Raw genomic sequence first — 17,864 nt, 5'->3', positions numbered from 1 at the left:
ATCGTGGAGGCGGTGCTGATCCTGCGCGTGAACTGCGAGGACCGTGCATGGGCCGCGGAACGCGCGGCGAGGCGCGGATCATGACCCCACAGGTGCGCAAGTTCGTCGTCATGGCCGGTGGCACCGGCGGCCACGTGTTTCCGGCGCTCGCCGTCGCGCACGAGCTTCGCCGTCGCGGACACGAAGTGGTGTGGATGGGCGCGCCGGATTCGTTCGAGTCGCGCACCGTGCCTGCTCAGGGCTACGCGATGGAGTTCGTGCAGATCACCGGCCTACGCGGCAAGGGTGCGCTGACCTTGCTCGGCGCGCCGCTGCGCCTGCTGCGCGCGGTCGTCCAGGCCTGGAAGATCCTCGCAAGACAGCAGCCGCATGCCGTCCTCGGCATGGGCGGCTTCGCTTCCGGCCCGGGCGGCCTAGCCGCGTGGCTGCAGCGCATCCCGCTGGTGATCCACGAACAGAATGCTGCGCCGGGCCTGACCAACCGCTTGCTGTCGCGCGTTGCGCGCACGGTGCTCGAAGCGTTTCCGAAGACGTTCGCGCGCGGCGAGACGGTGGGCAATCCGGTGCGCCAGGGCTTCGCCGAACTCGACGCGCCGGCACAGCGCATCGGTGATCGCGACGCCGGCCCCGCGCAGATGCTCGTGCTCGGCGGCAGCCAGGGCGCACGTGCGCTCAACGAACGCGTGCCGCAGGCGCTCGCGTTGATTCCGATCGAACGTCGCCCCGAAGTGCGCCATCAGGCCGGCCGCACGCTCGAACTCGCGCAGCAGTCGTACGCCAAGGCGGGTATCGAAGCGCGCGTCGAAGCCTTCATCACCGACATGCCGGCGGCCTACGCGCAGGCGGATCTCGTCGTCTGCCGCGCCGGTGCTTCGACCATCGCCGAACTCTCGGCCGCGGGTTGCCCTGCGCTGCTCGTGCCGTTCCCGCACGCCGTCGACGATCACCAGACGCGCAACGGCGAGCACCTCGTCGACGTGGGCGCCGCGCGCCTGGTGCAGGAGGCCGACCTGACGCCGCAGCGGCTGGCGCAGGAGATCGAGGACCTGCTGTCGGATCGCGCCCGCCTGATCGCGATGGCCCAGGCCGCGCGCGCCGCCGCATGGACGCGTGCCACGGATTCGATTGCTGACGCCTGTCTTGCCGCGGCCGGAGTCGCGCCATGATGACGCCGCACATCGCCAGCCCCGCGATGCGCCGCGTGCGCCGCATCCACATGCTCGGTATCGGCGGCAGCGGCATGGCCGGCATCGCCGAGGTGCTGATCAATCTCGGCTACACCGTCTCCGGCACCGACCTGAAGGAAAGCGCCGCGACCCGGCGCCTGGCATCGCTCGGCGCCAAGGTCTTCCTCGGTCACGCGGAATCCAACGCCGAAGGTGCCGACGTGCTGGTCGTCTCCACCGCGGTGAAGGCCGGCAATCCCGAGCTCGAGTACGCGCGTGCGCAGCGCATCCCGATCGTGCGTCGCGCCGAGATGCTGGCGGAACTGATGCGCTTCCGGCACGGCATCGCCATCGCGGGCACGCACGGCAAGACCACGACGACGAGCCTCGTCGCCGCCGTGCTCGCCGAAGGCGGCCTGGATCCGACCTTCGTCGTCGGCGGCAAGGTCAAGAGTGCGGATACGAACGCACGGCTCGGCAGCGGCCAGTACCTCGTGGCCGAGGCGGACGAGAGCGATGCCTCGTTCCTGCACCTGACGCCGATGATCGCGGCCGTCACCAACATCGACGCGGATCATCTCGAAACCTACGGTGGCGACTTCGAGCGCCTGAAGCACACGTTCGTCGAGTTCCTGCAGCGCCTGCCGTTCTACGGCCTGGCGGTGATGTGCACCGACGACGAATTCGTGCGCGAGATCATCGAGAAGATCGGCCGCCCGACCCTGACCTATGGCCTGAACGCCGACGCCGACCTGCGAGCCGAGAACGTCACCGCCAGCGGACACGGACACGACTTCACCGCGGTCTGGCGCGACGGCACGCGCGAGAAACTGCATCTGAACCTGCCCGGTCTGCACAACGTGCAGAACGCGCTCGCCGCTGTTGCGATCGCGCGGGAACTGGGCGTGTCGCTGCCGGCGATCCGCAAAGCGCTGCTGGAATTCCAGGGCATCGGCCGCCGCTGCGAGCCGCACGGCTGGATCACCGTGGGCGCGTCGCGTGCCTGGCTGGTCGACGATTACGGCCATCACCCGCGCGAACTCGCCGCGACTTTCCAGGCCATGCGCGCCGCGCACCCGGACAAGCGACTGGTCGTGGCGTTCCAGCCGCATCGCTACACCCGCACGCGGGACCTGTTCGACAATTTCTGCGAAGTGTTGTCGACCGCCGATGCGCTGCTGCTGCTGGAGGTCTACGCGGCGGGTGAAGCGGCGATCGCCGGTGCCGACAGCAAGAGCCTCGCACGCGGCATTCGAGCGCGCGGCAAGGTCGAGCCGGTCTACCTGAAGTCGGTCGCGGAACTGCCCGAAGCGGTCGAGGGCGTGCTGCGCGATGGCGACCTTCTGCTGACGATCGGTGCCGGCGACATCGGCGGCGCACCCGCGATGCTCGTCCAGAAATTCGGGGTGACGGCATGACCCCGCCCCGCAAGAGCATCGGCAAGAAGAAGGCGACGATCTCGGCGGAGGTGCGCAAGCGCCGCAAGGCCGCGCGCTCCGCCTCCGCGCGGGCCTCGATTCCGGTGACGCGCGGACCGCAGGCGCCGCGCGGCCTGCTGATCGAGAACGAGCCGATGTCGCGCCACACGAGCTGGCGCGTGGGCGGACCTGCGCGACACTATTTCGAGCCCGCCGATCGCGAGGATCTGATCGCGTTCGTACGCGGCCTGCCCGCGGGCGAGCCGCTGCTGTGGCTGGGCCTGGGCAGCAACCTGCTGGTGCGTGACGGCGGCTGGCCGGGCACGGCCATCTCCCTGCACAACGCGCTCGACGGACTGGTCGAGGCCGGACCGCTGGAGATCTACGCGGAGGCTGGCGTGCATTGCGCGCGCCTCGCGAAGTTCGCTCAACAGCGCGCGCGTGCGGGCCTCGGATTCATGGCCGGCATCCCGGGCACGGTCGGCGGCGCGCTGGCGATGAACGCTGGCGCCTGGGGCAGTGAGACCTGGCCACAGGTCGCGGCTGTCGAAGTGCTGTACGTCGACGGACGCACTGCCTGGCTCGACGCTGCGGAATTCCACCACGCGTATCGGCATATCGATGCGCCGCCGGGCGTGGCCGGATTTCTCGGTGCGCGTTTCCTGACCTGGCCGGACAAGGACGGAGAGCACGAGCGCGCGACGCGTGAATGGCTGGCGCTGCGCAAGGCGACGCAGCCGGTCGGCAAGCCGAGCGCGGGCAGCACGTTCAGAAATCCGCCGGGCGATTTCGCCGCACGATTGATCGAAAGCTGTGGTCTGAAAGGACATCGGATCGGCGGCGCCGAGGTTTCGGTGCTGCATTCGAATTTCATCCTGACCGAAGAAGGCGCCAGTGCGGCCGACGTGGAAAAGCTGATCGAGCAGATTCGCACCGTCGTGTTCGAGCGAACCGGTGTCGAGCTGAACACCGAGGTTCGCATCGTGGGGGAGCCCGAATGAGCGCCCGACGATGGGATGTCGCACAACGTGAGGGCAGGGCGATTCGTTCGCGCAGGCCTTCGAGTCTCTGCTGGAAGACAAAGGTATGTCCGTGATCCCCGGTACGCGTCGTCGCGTCAGCGACTCCAAGGCCTTCGGCAGGGTTGCCGTGCTGATGGGCGGCTGGTCGGCCGAACGCGAAGTGTCGATGTGGAGCGGACAGGCCGTTCACGCGGCGCTGCTTTCGCGCGGCATCGATGCGCACGCGGTCGATGCACAGAAGGACATGCTGCATGGGCTCAAGGCACAGGGTTTCGATCGTGCCTTCAATGTCATGCATGGCACCGGCGGCGAAGACGGCACCTTGCAGGCTGTTCTCGACCTGATCGGCCTGCCGTACACCGGCAGCCGCGTGCTGGCGTCGGCACTGGCGATGGACAAGCTGCGCTCCAAGCGCATGTGGAAGGCCGAGGGCCTGCCGACACCCGACTATTTCCTGATCCGCACGATCCAGGAGCTGCGCGCCGCTGCCGCTGCGCTCGGCTATCCCTTCATCGTCAAGCCGTCGGAAGAGGGATCCAGCGTCGGCATCACCAAGGTGAAGAGTGAAGACGAGCTCGACGCCGCGCTGGCGCTGGCGCGCGGCGATTCTTCGCGAGTGGTCATGGCCGAGCGCTTCATCGACAGCGGCCAGAAGAAGGCCGAGTACACCTGCGCGATCCTCGACGGCGAGGCTTTGCCGACGATCCGGATCGAGCCGGACGGCGAGTTCTACGATTACCACGCCAAGTACATCTCGAACGACACGGCTTATCACTGCCCGAGCGGTCTGCCCGAGGCTCTCGAAGCCCAGGCCCGGCAGATCTGCGCCCAGGCCTTCGAACTGCTCGGCGCCCGTGGATGGGGCCGGGTGGATTTTCTGCTCGATCGGCAGCAGCGCATCTGGCTGCTCGAGGCCAACCTCGTGCCGGGCATGACATCGCATTCGCTGGTGCCGATGGCCGCACGCGCGGTCGGCATGAATTTCGAGGACCTGTGCTGGGCGATCCTCGAAACCACGCTGGATCCGGAACTCTCCGCATGAACCTGCTCGAGGCGCTACCGCGCATGCCCGAATGGCCCAGCCTGCGGCTTCCGCGTGGTGCGTTGCCGGCGTTGATGATCGTGCTGGTCACGATCGGACTCGTGGCGCTGGTGCCCGACGACGCGCCGCTGACCCAGCTCGAAGTGCGCGGCGATTTCGAGCGCTTGAGCGTCGAGGACGTTCGCGTCGCCGCGGCGCCGTTCCTGACCACGAGCTTCTTCACGGCCGACATCAATGCGATGCGCGACGCGGTGGCCAAGCTGCCCTGGGTCGCCAGCGTGCGCGCCGAGCGCCGATGGCCGGGTGCGATCTCGATGCACATCACCGAGCGCACCGCCTTCGCGCGCTGGAACCAGGACGGGCTGATCGATACGCAGGCCCATTCGTTCACGCCGCGCGCGGCGGAAATTCCCACCGGGCTGCCGCTGCTGGGCGGCAGCGCCGGGCACGAGGCCGAGGTCGAGCAGGCCTGGCGGCGGATCTCGCCGGGACTTGCAGGCACGCCGCTCGCGCTGATCGGCCTGCAACTCGACGCGCGCGGTGAATGGACCGCGCTGACCGCATCGGGCATCGAGCTGCGATTTGGGCAGGACCCGCCGGACGAGCGCCTGCCGATGCTGACGGGCGCCGCACAGCGGTCGATCGGCACGCGCTGGGCGGAAGTGCGGTACGTGGATATTCGCTACACAAACGGGTTCGCCGTCGGTTGGCGCGAGGCCGAGGCAACCGGAGAAGGCAAATGAGCAAGCGCGAATCCCGCAATCTGTTGATGGGCCTCGACGTGGGTACGTCGAAGGTGGTGTGCGTGATCGGCGAGGTGATGCCGGGCGGGCAGATCGAGGTGGTCGGCCTGGGTCAGCAGCCTTCGCGGGGACTCAAGCGCGGGGTGGTGATCAACATCGATGCGACGGTGCAGTCGATCCGGCGCGCGGTCGAGGAAGCCGAGATGATGGCCAATGCGCGGGTGCAGAGCGCGTACGTGGGCCTGTCCGGTGCCCACATCAAGAGCCACAACTCGGTGGGCGTGGTCCCGGTCAGTTCGCGCGAGGTGTCGCACCGCGACGTGGAGAAGGTGATCGAGGCCGGTCGCGCCATCGCGATTCCTGCCGACCAGAAGGTCATCCACGTGTTGCCGCAGGAATTCGTCGTCGACAACCAGGAGGGCATCCTCAAGCCCGAGGGCATGTTCGGCGTGCGGCTGGAGGCCAAGGTCCACATCGTCACCGGCTCGATGTCGGCCGCGCAGAACCTGCAGAAGTGCGTCGAGTCCTGCGGCATCCACGTCGACAAGCTGTGCCTGCAGCACATCGCCTCGAGCAGCGCGGTGCTGCTGCCCGACGAGAAGGACCTTGGGATCTGCATGGTCGACATCGGCGGCGGCACGTCGGATATCGCGGTGTTCAAGGGCGGCTCGGTGCGCCACACGGCGGTGCTGCCGATCGCTGGCGAACAGGTCACCAACGACATCAGCGTTGCGTTTCGCACGCCGACGCAGGCGGCCGAGGAAATCAAGATCAAGTACGGCTGCGCCCTGCCGCAGCTCATCACGGAAGACGAGGAAATCCAGGTGCCCAGCGTGGGCGAGGGCCCGCCGCGCCGGTTGTCGCGCCTGACGCTCTCGGAAGTGATCCGGCCGCGCTACGAGGAACTGTTCCGTTTCGTGCGCAAGGAGCTTCATCGCGCCGACTGGTATGACGCGATCGCCGGCGGCGTCGTGCTCACGGGCGCCGCTTCGATGATGCCCGGTGTGCCGGAGCTGGCCGAGGAGGTCTTCGAACTGCCGACGCGCCTGGGGCCGCCACACGAAGTCACCGGTGTGCGCGACGTGGCGCGCAGCCCGGCCTATGCGACGGCGGTGGGGCTGCTGATCTACGCGCGCTCGCAGAACAACGTGCGGATGCCGGTGAACGAGAACCGCACTGCCGCATTCTGGATGGACCGGGTGAGCACGTGGTTCAAGGGCAATTTTTGAGAATTCGAAGAGTCGTGGTTAACGGGTTTCCGGAGTTTGGATATTTGCCCGAGCGGTCCTGAAATATTTCGCAAGAAAGATGTGTGAGAAGTATTGCAATTGTTTTGTCAAGTAGTACACTTCTGAACAGTTAAACTTCATCGTCAAATTCGATTTGTTCTCACAAATCGGAGAGACGGGACAAACGAGCAGGCGAACGGGCGGAGGTGACATGAATACACGGACCAACGAGATGTACGAGATCGTGGACGGCCAGCCGATGGACGCAGTCATTCGCGTGATTGGCGTCGGTGGCGGTGGCTGCAACTCGGTCAACGAAATGGTCATGGCGGAAATCGAAGGCGTGGAGCTGATCGCCGCGAACACCGACCGTCGGCACCTCGAAAAGTGCAAGACAACGAACATCCTTCAGCTTGGACCGCGTTCCTCGCGTGGTCTCGGCGCGGGCAGCGATCCGGCGCGCGGCCGAGAGGCGGCGATGGAGTCGAAGGACCTGATCCGCGAGATGATCGAAGGCACCGACCTGCTGTTCATAACGGCGGGCATGGGCGGCGGCACCGGCACCGGTGCTGCGCCGGTCATCGCGGAGATCGCCAAGGAACTCGGCATCCTCACCGTGGCGGTGGTGACCAAGCCCTACGCCTTCGAGCCGGTCAAGCGGCGTCACGTCGCAGATCGCGGTCTGCAGGAGCTGCGCAACCTCGTCGATTCGCTGATCGTGATTCCCAACGAGAAGCTGCAGCTCGTGCTGCCCGAGGACATGACCGTCGTCGAGTGCCACAAGAAGGCGGACGAAGTTCTGAAGAATGCGGTTCAGGGCATCAGCGGCATCATCACGAGCCCGGGCGAGATCAGCGTTGACTTCGCCGACGTACGCACGGTGATGTCCAACCGCGGCATGGCAATGATGGGCATCGGCATCGGCAACGGCGAGAACCGTGCGATCGCAGCCGTCGAGGCGGCGTTGTCCTGCCCCTTGATCGACGACATCGAATTGCACGACGCCAAGGGCATCCTGGTCACCCTCACCCACAACGGCTCGCTGAAGAAGAAGGAGCTGACCCTGGTGATGGAACGTGTCAACGAGATCGGCAACGCCGACGTCGACATGAAGTTCGGTATTTCGATCGACGAGTCGCTCGGCGAAGACCTGCGCGTCACGGTGGTTGCCACCGGCCTCGGTTCCAAGCACGTGGCGTCCGTCGAGAAGACGATCCAGCCGGCGCAGAAGGTGGTCTCGATCAACAGCCCGCGGCTCGAGCCGGTGATTCCGCCGCTGATCGTCCCGACCAAGATCGACTACGAGAAGCCGGCGTTCGAACGCCAGCAGAAGAAGGCGGCCAGCGGCGGCAACGCGCCGGCCTGGCTCAGCTCGCTGGATGAAAGCGTGCTGAACATTCCGACGTTCCTGCGCCAGCAGGCGGACTGATACGGAATGGCCGCTCCGGCCCGGGATCGGGCCGGAACCGGTGCTAGCATCTGATGTCGGACGGGAGCCCTAATCCGGCTCCCGTTCCTACTTCCGGGCCCCGACACCTCGATGGTCAGACAGCGCACCCTGAAACAAGCGGTTCGAGCAGCCGGCATCGGCCTGCATTCGGGCAGCCGCGTGTTCATGTCGCTGCTGCCGGCCGGACCCGACACCGGAATCCTGTTTCGACGGGTCGATCTGACGCCGCCGGTCGAGATCCCGGCCAACGCCGAGCTCGTCCGCGAGACGATGCTGTCGAGCAACCTGGTCAAGGACGGCGCGAAGGTGGGCACCGTCGAGCACCTGATGTCGGCGCTGGCGGGCCTGGGAATCGACAACTGCGTGGTGGAGCTGTCGGCAGCCGAGACGCCGATCATGGACGGCAGCTCCAGCCCGTTCGTGTTCCTGATCCAGTCGGCCGGCATCCACGAGCAGGACGCGCCGAAGAAGTTCATCCGCATCAAGCAGCCGGTGCAGGTGCAGGACGGCGACAAGTTCGCCCGCTTCGAGCCTTTCGACGGTTACCGCTTGAGCTTCAGCGTCGAGTTCAAGCACCCGGTGTTCAAGTCGGGCCTGCAGTCGGCGGTCGTCGATTTTTCGTCGACCTCGTATGTGCAGGAAGTGGCCCGGGCCCGAACCTTCGGATTCATGCGCGAGCTCGATCAGCTCCGTGCGAACAACCTGGGCCTGGGCGCCAGTCTCGACAACGTCGTGGCGCTCGACGAGTTCCGCATCGTCAACCAGGACGGCCTGCGCTACGAGGACGAGCTCGTTCGCCACAAGATCCTCGACGCGATCGGCGACCTGTATCTGGCGGGCCACAGCATCATCGGGGCCTATACGGCCCACAAATCCGGCCATGCGCTCAACAACAAGCTGCTGCGCGCGCTGCTCGCCGATCCCGCGGCCTGGGAGTACGTGACCTTCGAGGACGAGCGGCGCCCCGCGCCGATCGCCTACGTTCGCGGGGCCCTGGCGGGTGCTTGAGGGCGTTCCGTCGACCGCTTCCGTACGACAACGAATGGTCGTGAGCGGCCGCGCGGGCCGTCCGCTCGGCGGTTGCGGATCATTTTGGGCCGCGCTTAGACTCGGCGCCGTGCGGCCCCAGGCCTGACCTTCGTCTCGATCCGACTGACGACCAGGCCATGTCGCTGCCGCAGGTAGCTCATCAAGTCATCACGTCGATAACGCAGCATCGTGGCTGCAGCAGCACTTTCGGAAAACACGACCAGCGTATCCCCCCGCAAATTGGCGACACGTATCGCCGATAGCCAGGGTTCAACAATCCATTGATGCACTGCGCGATCCAGCGTTTCGATGCGCTGGACGCGTTGGAGGAGAGTCTCGAAGTCGCCGGGCTGCTGGAGCAGCCGGCTGAGCAAAAGGGCGGGATCCGAAGGGGTCACGAGACGGTCTGGGCCGAAAGAGGCATTCCCAAGTAATGGACATCATCGTATTCAGCCGCGACCGGCGGCGCACCTGGCGTTTCGCGCTCACGCCGCGAAACGTTTTGCTGTGGATCCCTGCCGTGTTCCTTCTGGGCGCCGTGACCGCGACCGCGGGGCTGATCGGATGGGCCGTGCGCGGTGGTGGCTCGGATGGAGCCAGCATCCCCGCCGAGCTCGCGCAGCTCTGGACACGCCAGATCGGCGAACAGCGCGAGGAACTGATCCAGGCCAAGGCCGTGGCCGAAGAGAACACGCGCGCCCTGTCCCAGCGTGTCGCGCTGCTGCAGGCGCACATCCTGCGCCTCGACGCCGCCGGCAGCCGCATGACCGAGATCGCCGGTCTCGACCCCGGCGAATTCAACTTCGCGGAACCGCCCGCGGTCGGCGGACCCGAGTCCATCTCGGAACCCCAGCACTTCGACGGTGATCCGGTGCTCGGTGCGCTCGAAGCATTCGAAGAAAGGCTGCTCGCGCGCGAACGCCAGATGCAGGTGCTCGAGGACATCCTCGTCGCGGGCCGCATGCAGCGCGAACTCAAGCCCTCGGGCTGGCCGGTGGCCAACGGCTACATGTCGTCGGTATACGGCTGGCGTGCCGACCCGTTCAGCGGTCGTCGCACGCTTCACGAAGGCATCGACTTTGCCGCGCCCAACGGCTCCGACGTGCTGTCCGTCGCCGCTGGTGTGGTGACCGAGGCCGGCCCGCAGGATGGCTACGGCCTGCTCGTCGAGATCAACCACGGCAACGGATACGTCACGCGTTACGGTCACAACTCGCAGGTGCTGGTGAAGGCCGGCGAGAAGGTCGACAAGGGGCAGAAGGTCGCGACGGTGGGCAACAGCGGGCGGTCCACTGGCCCGCATGTCCACTTCGAAGTCCTCCTCAACGGCTATGTGGTGAATCCGGCGCAGTACATCCAGGCCGCGCAATAGCGCGCGAATCGAGGCCCGCGAACGTCCCGGCGACCTCCCGCTTCGTCATCCCCGATCGTCCTTGCCCTTGAACGTCGGCGATCTGCGCCCACCAAGGGCATAATACGCGGCGATTTTTGGCCCGTACCCCGGCGCAAGCCGAAACCCAAGGTCCTCATGCCCAACAACTGGCTGGCGCGCCTATTCGGCAGCCGCAACCAGCGTATCGTCCGCGGCTTCCGCGGGCTCGTGAAATCCGTCGGCGACTTCGAATCGAAGTTCGCTGCGTTGAGCGACGCGGACCTCGCGGAGTACACGCTGCGCTTCCGTGAACGGCTCGCTCAGGGCGAAACGCTCAAGCAGATTCAACCCGAGGCCTTCGCCTGCGTGCGCGAGGCCGGCAAGCGTGTGCTGGGGATGCGCCACTTCGATGTGCAGCTCATCGGCGGTGCGGTCCTCAACGAAGGCAAGATCGCCGAGATGCGGACCGGCGAAGGCAAGACGCTGGTCGCCACGCTCGGTGCCTACCTGAACGCGCTGGAAGGCAAGGGCGTTCACGTCGTCACCGTCAACGACTACCTGGCCCGTCGCGACGCGGACTGGATGGGACGGATCTTCCGCTTCCTCGGGCTCAGCGTCGGCGTGATCGTGTCCGGCCAGAGCCAGGCCGAGAAGCGCGAGGCCTACGCCTGCGACATCACGTACGCCACCAACAACGAACTGGGCTTCGATTACCTGCGCGACAACATGGCCTTCGCGCTCAAGGACAAGGTCCAGCGCGGCCAGCACTACGCGATCATCGACGAGGTCGACTCGATCCTGATCGACGAGGCGCGCACGCCGCTGATCATCAGCGGCGCCACGGACGACGATCCCGAGCTGTATCGCAAGATCAACGCGTTCATGGGCAAGCTCGTCCGCCAGAAGGAAGAGGAAGGCGAGGGCGATTTCTGGGCCGACGAGAAGTCGCGCCAGGTCCATCTGTCCGAGGCCGGCCACGAGAAGCTCGAGGACCTGATGCGCAGCAACGGGCTGCTCAGCGAGGACGACAGCCTCTACGACGCCGCCAACATCATCCTGATGCATCACACCAATGCGCTGCTGCGTGCGCATCACCTGTACCGCAAGGACGTGGAGTACATCGTCCGCAACGGCCAGATCGTGATCATCGACGAGTTCACCGGCCGCATGATGGCCGGGCGGCGCTGGTCCGACGGCCTGCACCAGGCCATCGAGGCCAAGGAAAGCGTCAAGATCCAGCAGGAAAACCAGACGCTGGCGAGCATCACGTTCCAGAACTACTTCCGCCTCTACAAGAAGCTGTCCGGCATGACCGGTACCGCGGACACCGAGGCGTTCGAGTTCCAGAGCATCTACGGTCTTGAAGTGGTCGTGATCCCGACCAACCGCCCGATGATCCGTGACGATCGCGGCGACCAGGTGTTCATCTCCGCCAAGGAGAAATTCGAGGCCGTGATCGGCGACATCAAGACGGCGCATCAGAAGCAGCAGCCGATCCTGGTGGGTACCGCGAGCATCGAGACCTCCGAATTGCTGTCGGGCCTGCTGCAGAAGGAAGGCATCACGCACGAGGTCCTCAACGCCAAGCAGCATGAGCGCGAGGCCGAGATCGTCGCGCAGGCCGGACGTCCGGGCGGCGTGACCATCGCCACCAACATGGCGGGTCGCGGCACCGACATCGTGCTCGGTGGCTCGCTCGAGTCGGAGCTTGCGCTGATCCCCGAAGACGACGCCGCGGCGCGCGCGAGCGCCAAAGCGGCCTGGCAGAAGCGGCATGACGACGTGCTGGCCTCCGGCGGCCTGCTCGTCATCGGATCGGAGCGCCACGAATCGCGGCGTATCGACAACCAGCTGCGCGGTCGTTCCGGCCGCCAGGGCGATCCAGGCGCTTCGCGCTTCTACCTGTCGCTCGACGACACGCTGATGCGCATCTTCACGCCGCCGCGCATGCGCGCGATGCTGATGGGCCTGGGCATGCAACCGGGCGAGGCCATCGAGCATCGATGGGTCACGCGTGCCATCGAAACCGCGCAGCGCAAGGTCGAAGGGCACAACTTCGACATCCGCAAGAACCTGCTCGAGTACGACAACGTCGCCAACGATCAGCGCAAGGCGATCTACGAGTTGCGCGACGAGCTGATGGGCGCCGAGCGCGTGACGCCGCTGATCGACGAGATTCGCGGCGATGTCATCCAGAGCGTCATCGATGTCCATCTGCCGCCGCAGTCGGTGGAAGACCAGTGGAACATCGCGGGTCTCGAGGAAGCCCTGAAGAAGGATTTCAACCTGCCGCTTCCCATCAAGGAGTGGCTGGAGCAGGAGCAGGATCTCGACGAGAAGAAGCTGCGTGCGCGAATCGCCGATCGACTGGCCGACGCGTATTCGATCAAGCGCGAGAAGGTCGGCGCGCCGGTCCTCGAGCATTTCGAGAAAGCGATCTCGCTGCAGGTGCTCGACAAATTCTGGCAGGAGCATCTCGCCGCGACGGACTACATGCGCCAGGGCATTCATCTGCGCGGCTACGCGCAGAAGGATCCGAAGCAGGAGTTCAAGCGCGAAGCGTTCACGATGTTCAACGACATGCTCGCGCGCTTCAAGCACGAGGTGATCGCAGTGCTGGGTCGCGTGCAGATCCAGACCGAAGAAGAAGTGCAGGCGATCGAGGAGAAGCGTCGTGCCGCCGAGGCGCGCCCGATGCAGTTCCAGCATGCGAATGCCCCGGATGCCCTGCAGGACGTCGCTGCGGGCGAGCCGGCGGCCGGCGTGCCGGCACCCGCGGCCTCGGCCGGACGCCCGCTTCAGGCGCAGCCGGCGCACGCGCCGGCTGCGGCCGGCACCTTCGTGCGCGATACGCGCAAGGTCGGACGCAACGATCCCTGTCCCTGCGGCTCGGGCCAGAAGTACAAGAGCTGCCACGGCAAGCTGGCCTGATCGCGCGGTCGCGGACCCGCGGTTCTCCCTCCGTGAAAAGGAGGCGGGAGACGTAGGTTCTAGACCGGCTTGAGCGATCCCGGGCCGGCGTTGCGCGCGTGCCCGGCCGCTTCGCGCCGGGTTTCCCGTTGCGCCTTTGGCGGCGCTGCCTCGGGCAATCCCAGTCTGCGTTCGAGCCGGTGCAGGTTGGCGCGGTCGATCCCCAGCGCCCGCGCCGCTGCCGCGCGGTTTCCCTGCGAGCGTTCCAGCGCGATCCGGATCTGCTGGCGCTGGAAGTCGTCTACGCCGCGACGCAGGTCCAGGCTGGTGTCGGGCGCCGCGGCCGACGCGATCGGCCCCGTCACCGGCGGTACGGCCGGCTGGTCCAGGTCCTGCAGCTCGATGCTGACGATACGCAGCCGCTCGTTGCTGCGCGCGCGCGCTTTGAGCGAGGCGCGCCCGATCAGATGCTCCAGTTCGCGCACGTTGCCTGGCCAGTCATGCGCCAGCAGGGCGGCCTGCGCGGCTGCGGTCAGACGCAGGCTGCGGACGCGCAGCCGCGAACGGTTCTGCTCCAGGAAGTGACCCGCCATCAGCAGCACGTCGCGGCCACGCTCGCGCAGAGGCGGAACCCGCAGCGGGTAGACGCTCAGGCGGTGATAGAGATCGGCACGGAAGCGGCCGGCGCGCACCTCCTCGGCCAGATCACGGTTGGTCGCCGCCAGGATGCGCACGTCGACGCGGTGCTCGCGATCGGATCCGACCCGCTGCAACTGGCCGCTCTGCAGCACGCGCAACAGCTTGGCCTGGACGCCCGGCGGCAGTTCGCCGACCTCGTCGAGGAACAGCGTCCCGCCGTCGGCCAGTTCGAAGCGGCCGCGGCGATCTGCCACGGCGCCAGAGAACGCGCCGCGCACGTGGCCGAACAATTCGCTCTCCACCAGCGTCTCGGGCAGCGCCGCGCAGTTGACGCTCACCAGCGGCCGCCGGGCGCGCGGCGAGCGGACGTGGATGGCCTGCGCCACCAGTTCCTTGCCGGTGCCGGTCTCGCCGGTGATCAGCACGGTCAGCTCGCTGGCGGCGACCACGTCGATTTCACCGAGCAGTCGCCGGTAGACGCTGCTCTGACCGATCATCTCTGGCGTGTCCGACTGCGCTGCGACCTCGCGGTAATGCTCGGCCAGCCGATGTTCGTCCTCGGCGCGCCGCGCCAGCGTGCGCAGGCGTTCCGCGGCCTTGACCGTCGCCGCCGCCAAGCGTGCGAAGGCCTCCAGGCTTTCCAGCTCGTGCGGCTTGAAACGCGTGGCCTCCAGTGCATCCAGCGTGACCAGGCCCCAGGGGCGATCGTCGATGCGCAGCGCGCATCCCATGCAGTCGTGGATCTCCAGCGGCTCGCGCGGTCCCTCGATCAGCCCGTCGTAGGGATCCGGCAGTCCGCAGTCGACCGGGAAGCGCAGCGGTCCGCGCTGTTCGAGCAGGGCCGACAGCCGCGGATGCTGATCCACGCGGAAGCGCCGCCCCAGCGTGTCCGGCACCAGGCCCTCCACCGCCAGCGGGATCAGGTGCGCGCCGTCCAGGCGCAGCAGTGCCACCGCGTCGCAGGGGATCAGCGCGCGCAGCGCCGAGAGCAGGCGGCGATAGCGCTCGTGTTCGGGCAGTTCGCGGGCGAGGTCGTCGACCACCGGCAGCAGCGCGGCGAGCAGCAGGGCGTTTGCAGTCATTTCAACAGCGTCGTGTCATTTGGATTCATCAGGGGCGATGTCCGAATGATAACGGCCTCACTATCTGGCTGATCTCGAAGGTGGCTTTGCGTGGCATCGGTCTTGTAACGGGGACGTGCCGGCACTTTCCGCCGGCGGCACCCTTCGGAGAATCCTGTCCATGCTGTCCGCCGCCCAACGCGACATCGTCAAGGCCACCGTTCCCCTGCTCGAAACCGGCGGCGAGGCGCTGACGCGTCATTTCTACCGGATCCTCTTGGACCAGCATCCGGAAGTCCGCCCGCTGTTCAATCAGGCGCATCAGGCCAGTGGCGACCAGCAGCGGGCGCTGGCCAACGGCGTGCTGATGTATGCCCGGTACATCGACCGGCTCGAGGCGCTCGGCCCGCTGGTCGGGCAGATCGTCAACAAGCATGTCTCGCTGCAGGTGCGACCGGAGCACTACCCGGCGGTCGGCGCCTGCCTGCTGCGGGCGATTCGCGAGGTGCTCGGCGAGGCCGTCGCGACCGACGCGGTACTGGAAGCCTGGGGCGTGGCCTACCAGATGCTGGCCAGCCTGCTGATCCAGGCCGAGGAGGGCGTCTATGCGGCCAATGCCGCAGCACCCGGCGGCTGGCGCGGCGCGCGCGCCTTTCGGGTCGTGCGCAAGATCTCCGAAAGCGAAGAGATCACGTCGTTCTACCTGCAGCCCGTCGACGGCGGCGCGGTCACCGATTTCCAGCCCGGCCAGTACATCGGTCTGCGCGTGCTGCTCGACGGTGAAGAACACCGGCGCAATTACTCCTTGTCCGCGCCCTCCAACGGGCGGGAGTACCGCATCAGCGTCAAGCGCGAACCGCAGGGCCGCGTGTCGCGCCATCTGCACGACGCCGTGAATCCGGACGACACGCTGGAGCTGTTTCCGCCGGCGGGCGATTTCACGCTCAAGGCCTCCGACCGGCCGCTGGCGCTGATCACCGCGGGCGTCGGCATCACGCCGGCGCTGAGCATGCTGCAGACCGCGCTGGGCAGCGGGCGTGACATCCATTTCATCCACTGCGCCCGCCATCGCGGCGTGCACGCGTTTCGCGAACATCTGGAGGAGGTCGTGCAGCGCCACCCGCAGGTACGGCGCTACGTCTGCTACAGCGAGCCGCGCGAAGGCGATACCGCCGACGGCACCGGCCTGCTGACCGACCAGCATCTGTCGGCCTGGCTGCCGCAGCAGCGCGACATCGACGTCTATTTCCTGGGGCCCAAGCCTTTCATGTCGCAGGTGCGCAGGTCATTGCGCACGCTGGGCGTGCCCGAGGCGCAATGCCATCACGAGTTCTTCGGGCCTGCTTCGGCGCTCGACGACTGAGCGCCGCGCGTCGCCCCCGCCCGGAACGTGGCACGGAAAACGAGCTCCGTGCCACGTCCGCAGGGACTCAGAGCATCTCGATGGCCAGCGCCACGGCTTCGCCGCCGCCGATGCACAGCGTCGCGATGCCGGTCTTGCCGCCGGTCTTCTTCAGCGCGCCGACCAAGGTGGCCAGGATGCGCGCGCCGGACGCGCCGATCGGATGGCCGAGCGCGGTGGCGCCGCCATGGATGTTGACCTTGGCGTGATCGAGCTTGTGCTCCTTCATCGCGGCCATCGCGACGATCGCGAAGGCCTCGTTGATCTCCCACAGGTCGACGTCCGCCGCCTTCCATCCCAGCTTGTCGAGCAGCGCCTGCACCGCGTAGACCGGCGCGGTCGTGAACTCGGCCGGCAGACGCGAGTGCGTGGCGTGACCGACGATCTTCGCCAGCGGCTTGATGCCGCGCTTGGCCGCCTCGGCGCCGCTCATGACCACGATCGCTGCCGCGCCGTCGGAAATCGAGCTGGCATTGGCCGCGGTGATCGTGCCGTCCTTCTTGAACGCCGGCTTCAGGCTCGGGATCTTGTCGGGACGGCCCTTGGCCGGCTGCTCGTCCTTGTCGATCCTGGTGGTGCCGTCCTTGCCGGCCAATTCGAGCGGCTCGATCTCGAACGCGAAGCTGCCGTCTTCGCCCGCCAGCTTGGCGCGACGCAGCGATTCGATCGAATACGCGTCCTGCTCGGCGCGGCTGAATGCGTACTTGTCGACGCAACGCTCGGCGAACACGCCCATCGCGGTGCCGCGCTCGTACGCGTCCTCGAGGCCGTCCTGGGCCATGTGGTCATACATCGTTGCGTGGCCGTAGCGGTAGCCGCCGCGCGCCTTGGGCAGCAGATAGGGCGCATTGGTCATGGATTCCATGCCGCCGGCGACCATCACGGTGTTGGTACCGGCCTTGATCAGGTCATGCGCCAGCATCACGGCCTTCAGGCCCGAACCGCACATCTTGTTGATCGTGGTGGCGCCGGCGGCGTCCGGCAGGCCAGCGCCGCGCGCGGCCTGGCGGGCAGGGGCCTGGCCCTGACCGGCGGGCAGACAGCAGCCCATGATCACTTCCTGCACGTCCTCGGGCTTCAGCCCGGCGCGCGCAACCGCGGATTTGATGCTCGCCGCGCCGAGCTGGGCGGCGGAAAACGGCGAAAGAATGCCGAGCATGCCGCCCATGGGGGTACGGGAAACGGCGGCGATGACGATGTCGTTTGCAGACACGAAGAACTCCAGTCGAGGGGTGCAGCGCCCATTATCGCCGCTGCGGGCCAGGCGGCGCCCCTACCGGCCGGGTAGGGATTCTCCTGCTGCCCCCAAGATGACAGCCCGGTTAAGCTGCAGCCCCCAACCCACACGGCCTCCGGCCGAAGTCCCCATAGAGGGACGGGT

Annotated in this window: 14 protein-coding genes; 11 read left to right on the top strand and 3 right to left on the bottom strand. The window is 67.0% G+C overall.

The annotated features are described in order from the left end of the window. Positions 1 to 47: 47 nt before the first annotated feature. The 8 genes from murG to lpxC all read left to right on the top strand — a co-directional run bounded on the left by murG (position 48) and on the right by lpxC (position 9,078). On the top strand, positions 48 to 1,166 hold the full coding sequence (gene murG, locus DFR24_RS17070; protein ID WP_246051694.1) for an undecaprenyldiphospho-muramoylpentapeptide beta-N-acetylglucosaminyltransferase: 1,119 nt from the start codon (positions 48 to 50) through the stop codon (positions 1,164 to 1,166). Then, positions 1,166 to 2,584, top strand: a complete 1,419-nt coding sequence (murC, locus tag DFR24_RS17065) for a UDP-N-acetylmuramate--L-alanine ligase (RefSeq protein ID WP_133883093.1) — start codon at positions 1,166 to 1,168, stop codon at positions 2,582 to 2,584. Before murG ends, murC begins: the two co-directional genes overlap by 1 nt. Continuing rightward, positions 2,581 to 3,585 carry a UDP-N-acetylmuramate dehydrogenase gene (gene murB / locus DFR24_RS17060; protein WP_133882647.1) on the top strand — a complete coding sequence of 335 codons (1,005 nt, stop codon included), beginning with the start codon at positions 2,581 to 2,583 and terminating at the stop codon, positions 3,583 to 3,585. The genes murC and murB overlap by 4 nt, the downstream gene beginning before the upstream one ends. 85 nt (positions 3,586 to 3,670) lie before the next feature. Further along, complete coding sequence (locus tag DFR24_RS17055; protein WP_133882646.1) at positions 3,671 to 4,648, top strand: D-alanine--D-alanine ligase; 978 nt, start codon at positions 3,671 to 3,673, stop codon at positions 4,646 to 4,648. After that, the gene (locus DFR24_RS17050) at positions 4,645 to 5,391 is read left to right on the top strand and encodes a cell division protein FtsQ/DivIB (RefSeq protein ID WP_133882645.1); all 747 of its coding nucleotides are present in this window, start codon (positions 4,645 to 4,647) and stop codon (positions 5,389 to 5,391) included. The genes DFR24_RS17055 and DFR24_RS17050 overlap by 4 nt, the downstream gene beginning before the upstream one ends. Continuing rightward, a complete protein-coding gene (ftsA, locus tag DFR24_RS17045) occupies positions 5,388 to 6,620 on the top strand; it encodes a cell division protein FtsA (RefSeq protein WP_133882644.1) in 1,233 nt (410 codons plus the stop codon). The genes DFR24_RS17050 and ftsA overlap by 4 nt, the downstream gene beginning before the upstream one ends. Positions 6,621 to 6,831: 211 nt before the next feature. Next, positions 6,832 to 8,049 carry a cell division protein FtsZ gene (gene ftsZ, locus DFR24_RS17040; protein ID WP_246051692.1) on the top strand — a complete coding sequence of 406 codons (1,218 nt, stop codon included), beginning with the start codon at positions 6,832 to 6,834 and terminating at the stop codon, positions 8,047 to 8,049. Positions 8,050 to 8,160: 111 nt separating this feature from the next. Further along, positions 8,161 to 9,078: a UDP-3-O-acyl-N-acetylglucosamine deacetylase gene (lpxC, locus tag DFR24_RS17035; RefSeq protein ID WP_133882643.1), complete on the top strand. Its 918-nt coding sequence runs from the start codon at positions 8,161 to 8,163 to the stop codon at positions 9,076 to 9,078. A gap of 95 nt (positions 9,079 to 9,173) precedes the next feature. Here lpxC and DFR24_RS17030 read toward each other — a convergent pair whose 3' ends face one another. Then, positions 9,174 to 9,497 (bottom strand): DciA family protein, encoded by a 324-nt coding sequence (locus tag DFR24_RS17030; protein WP_133882642.1) that lies wholly within the window; start codon positions 9,495 to 9,497, stop codon positions 9,174 to 9,176. Between the two features lie 35 nt (positions 9,498 to 9,532). On the opposite strand from DFR24_RS17030, the gene DFR24_RS17025 reads away from it, so the two are divergent. Both DFR24_RS17025 and secA read left to right on the top strand, forming a co-directional pair. Then, entirely contained in the window at positions 9,533 to 10,471 is a 939-nt protein-coding gene (locus tag DFR24_RS17025) for a M23 family metallopeptidase (RefSeq protein ID WP_133882641.1), read from the top strand. A 156-nt stretch (positions 10,472 to 10,627) separates the two neighbouring features. Next, positions 10,628 to 13,402: a preprotein translocase subunit SecA gene (secA, locus tag DFR24_RS17020; protein WP_133882640.1), complete on the top strand. Its 2,775-nt coding sequence runs from the start codon at positions 10,628 to 10,630 to the stop codon at positions 13,400 to 13,402. A 59-nt stretch (positions 13,403 to 13,461) separates the two neighbouring features. On the opposite strand, the gene norR is transcribed toward secA, so the two are convergent. Further along, a complete protein-coding gene (gene norR / locus DFR24_RS17015) occupies positions 13,462 to 15,102 on the bottom strand; it encodes a nitric oxide reductase transcriptional regulator NorR (RefSeq protein WP_133882639.1) in 1,641 nt (546 codons plus the stop codon). A gap of 160 nt (positions 15,103 to 15,262) precedes the next feature. Here norR and hmpA point away from each other — a divergent pair, with 160 nt between their 5' ends. Next, positions 15,263 to 16,444: an NO-inducible flavohemoprotein gene (gene hmpA, locus DFR24_RS17010; RefSeq protein ID WP_133882638.1), complete on the top strand. Its 1,182-nt coding sequence runs from the start codon at positions 15,263 to 15,265 to the stop codon at positions 16,442 to 16,444. 67 nt (positions 16,445 to 16,511) lie between these two features. On the opposite strand, the gene DFR24_RS17005 is transcribed toward hmpA, so the two are convergent. Beyond that, positions 16,512 to 17,651 carry an acetyl-CoA C-acyltransferase gene (locus DFR24_RS17005; protein WP_133883091.1) on the bottom strand — a complete coding sequence of 380 codons (1,140 nt, stop codon included), beginning with the start codon at positions 17,649 to 17,651 and terminating at the stop codon, positions 16,512 to 16,514. Positions 17,652 to 17,864 lie beyond the last annotated feature (213 nt).

The organism is Panacagrimonas perspica (genome assembly GCF_004364935.1).
GTDB lineage: Bacteria > Pseudomonadota > Gammaproteobacteria > Nevskiales > Nevskiaceae > Panacagrimonas > Panacagrimonas perspica.
This window is presented reverse-complemented; position numbering and strand designations above follow the sequence as displayed.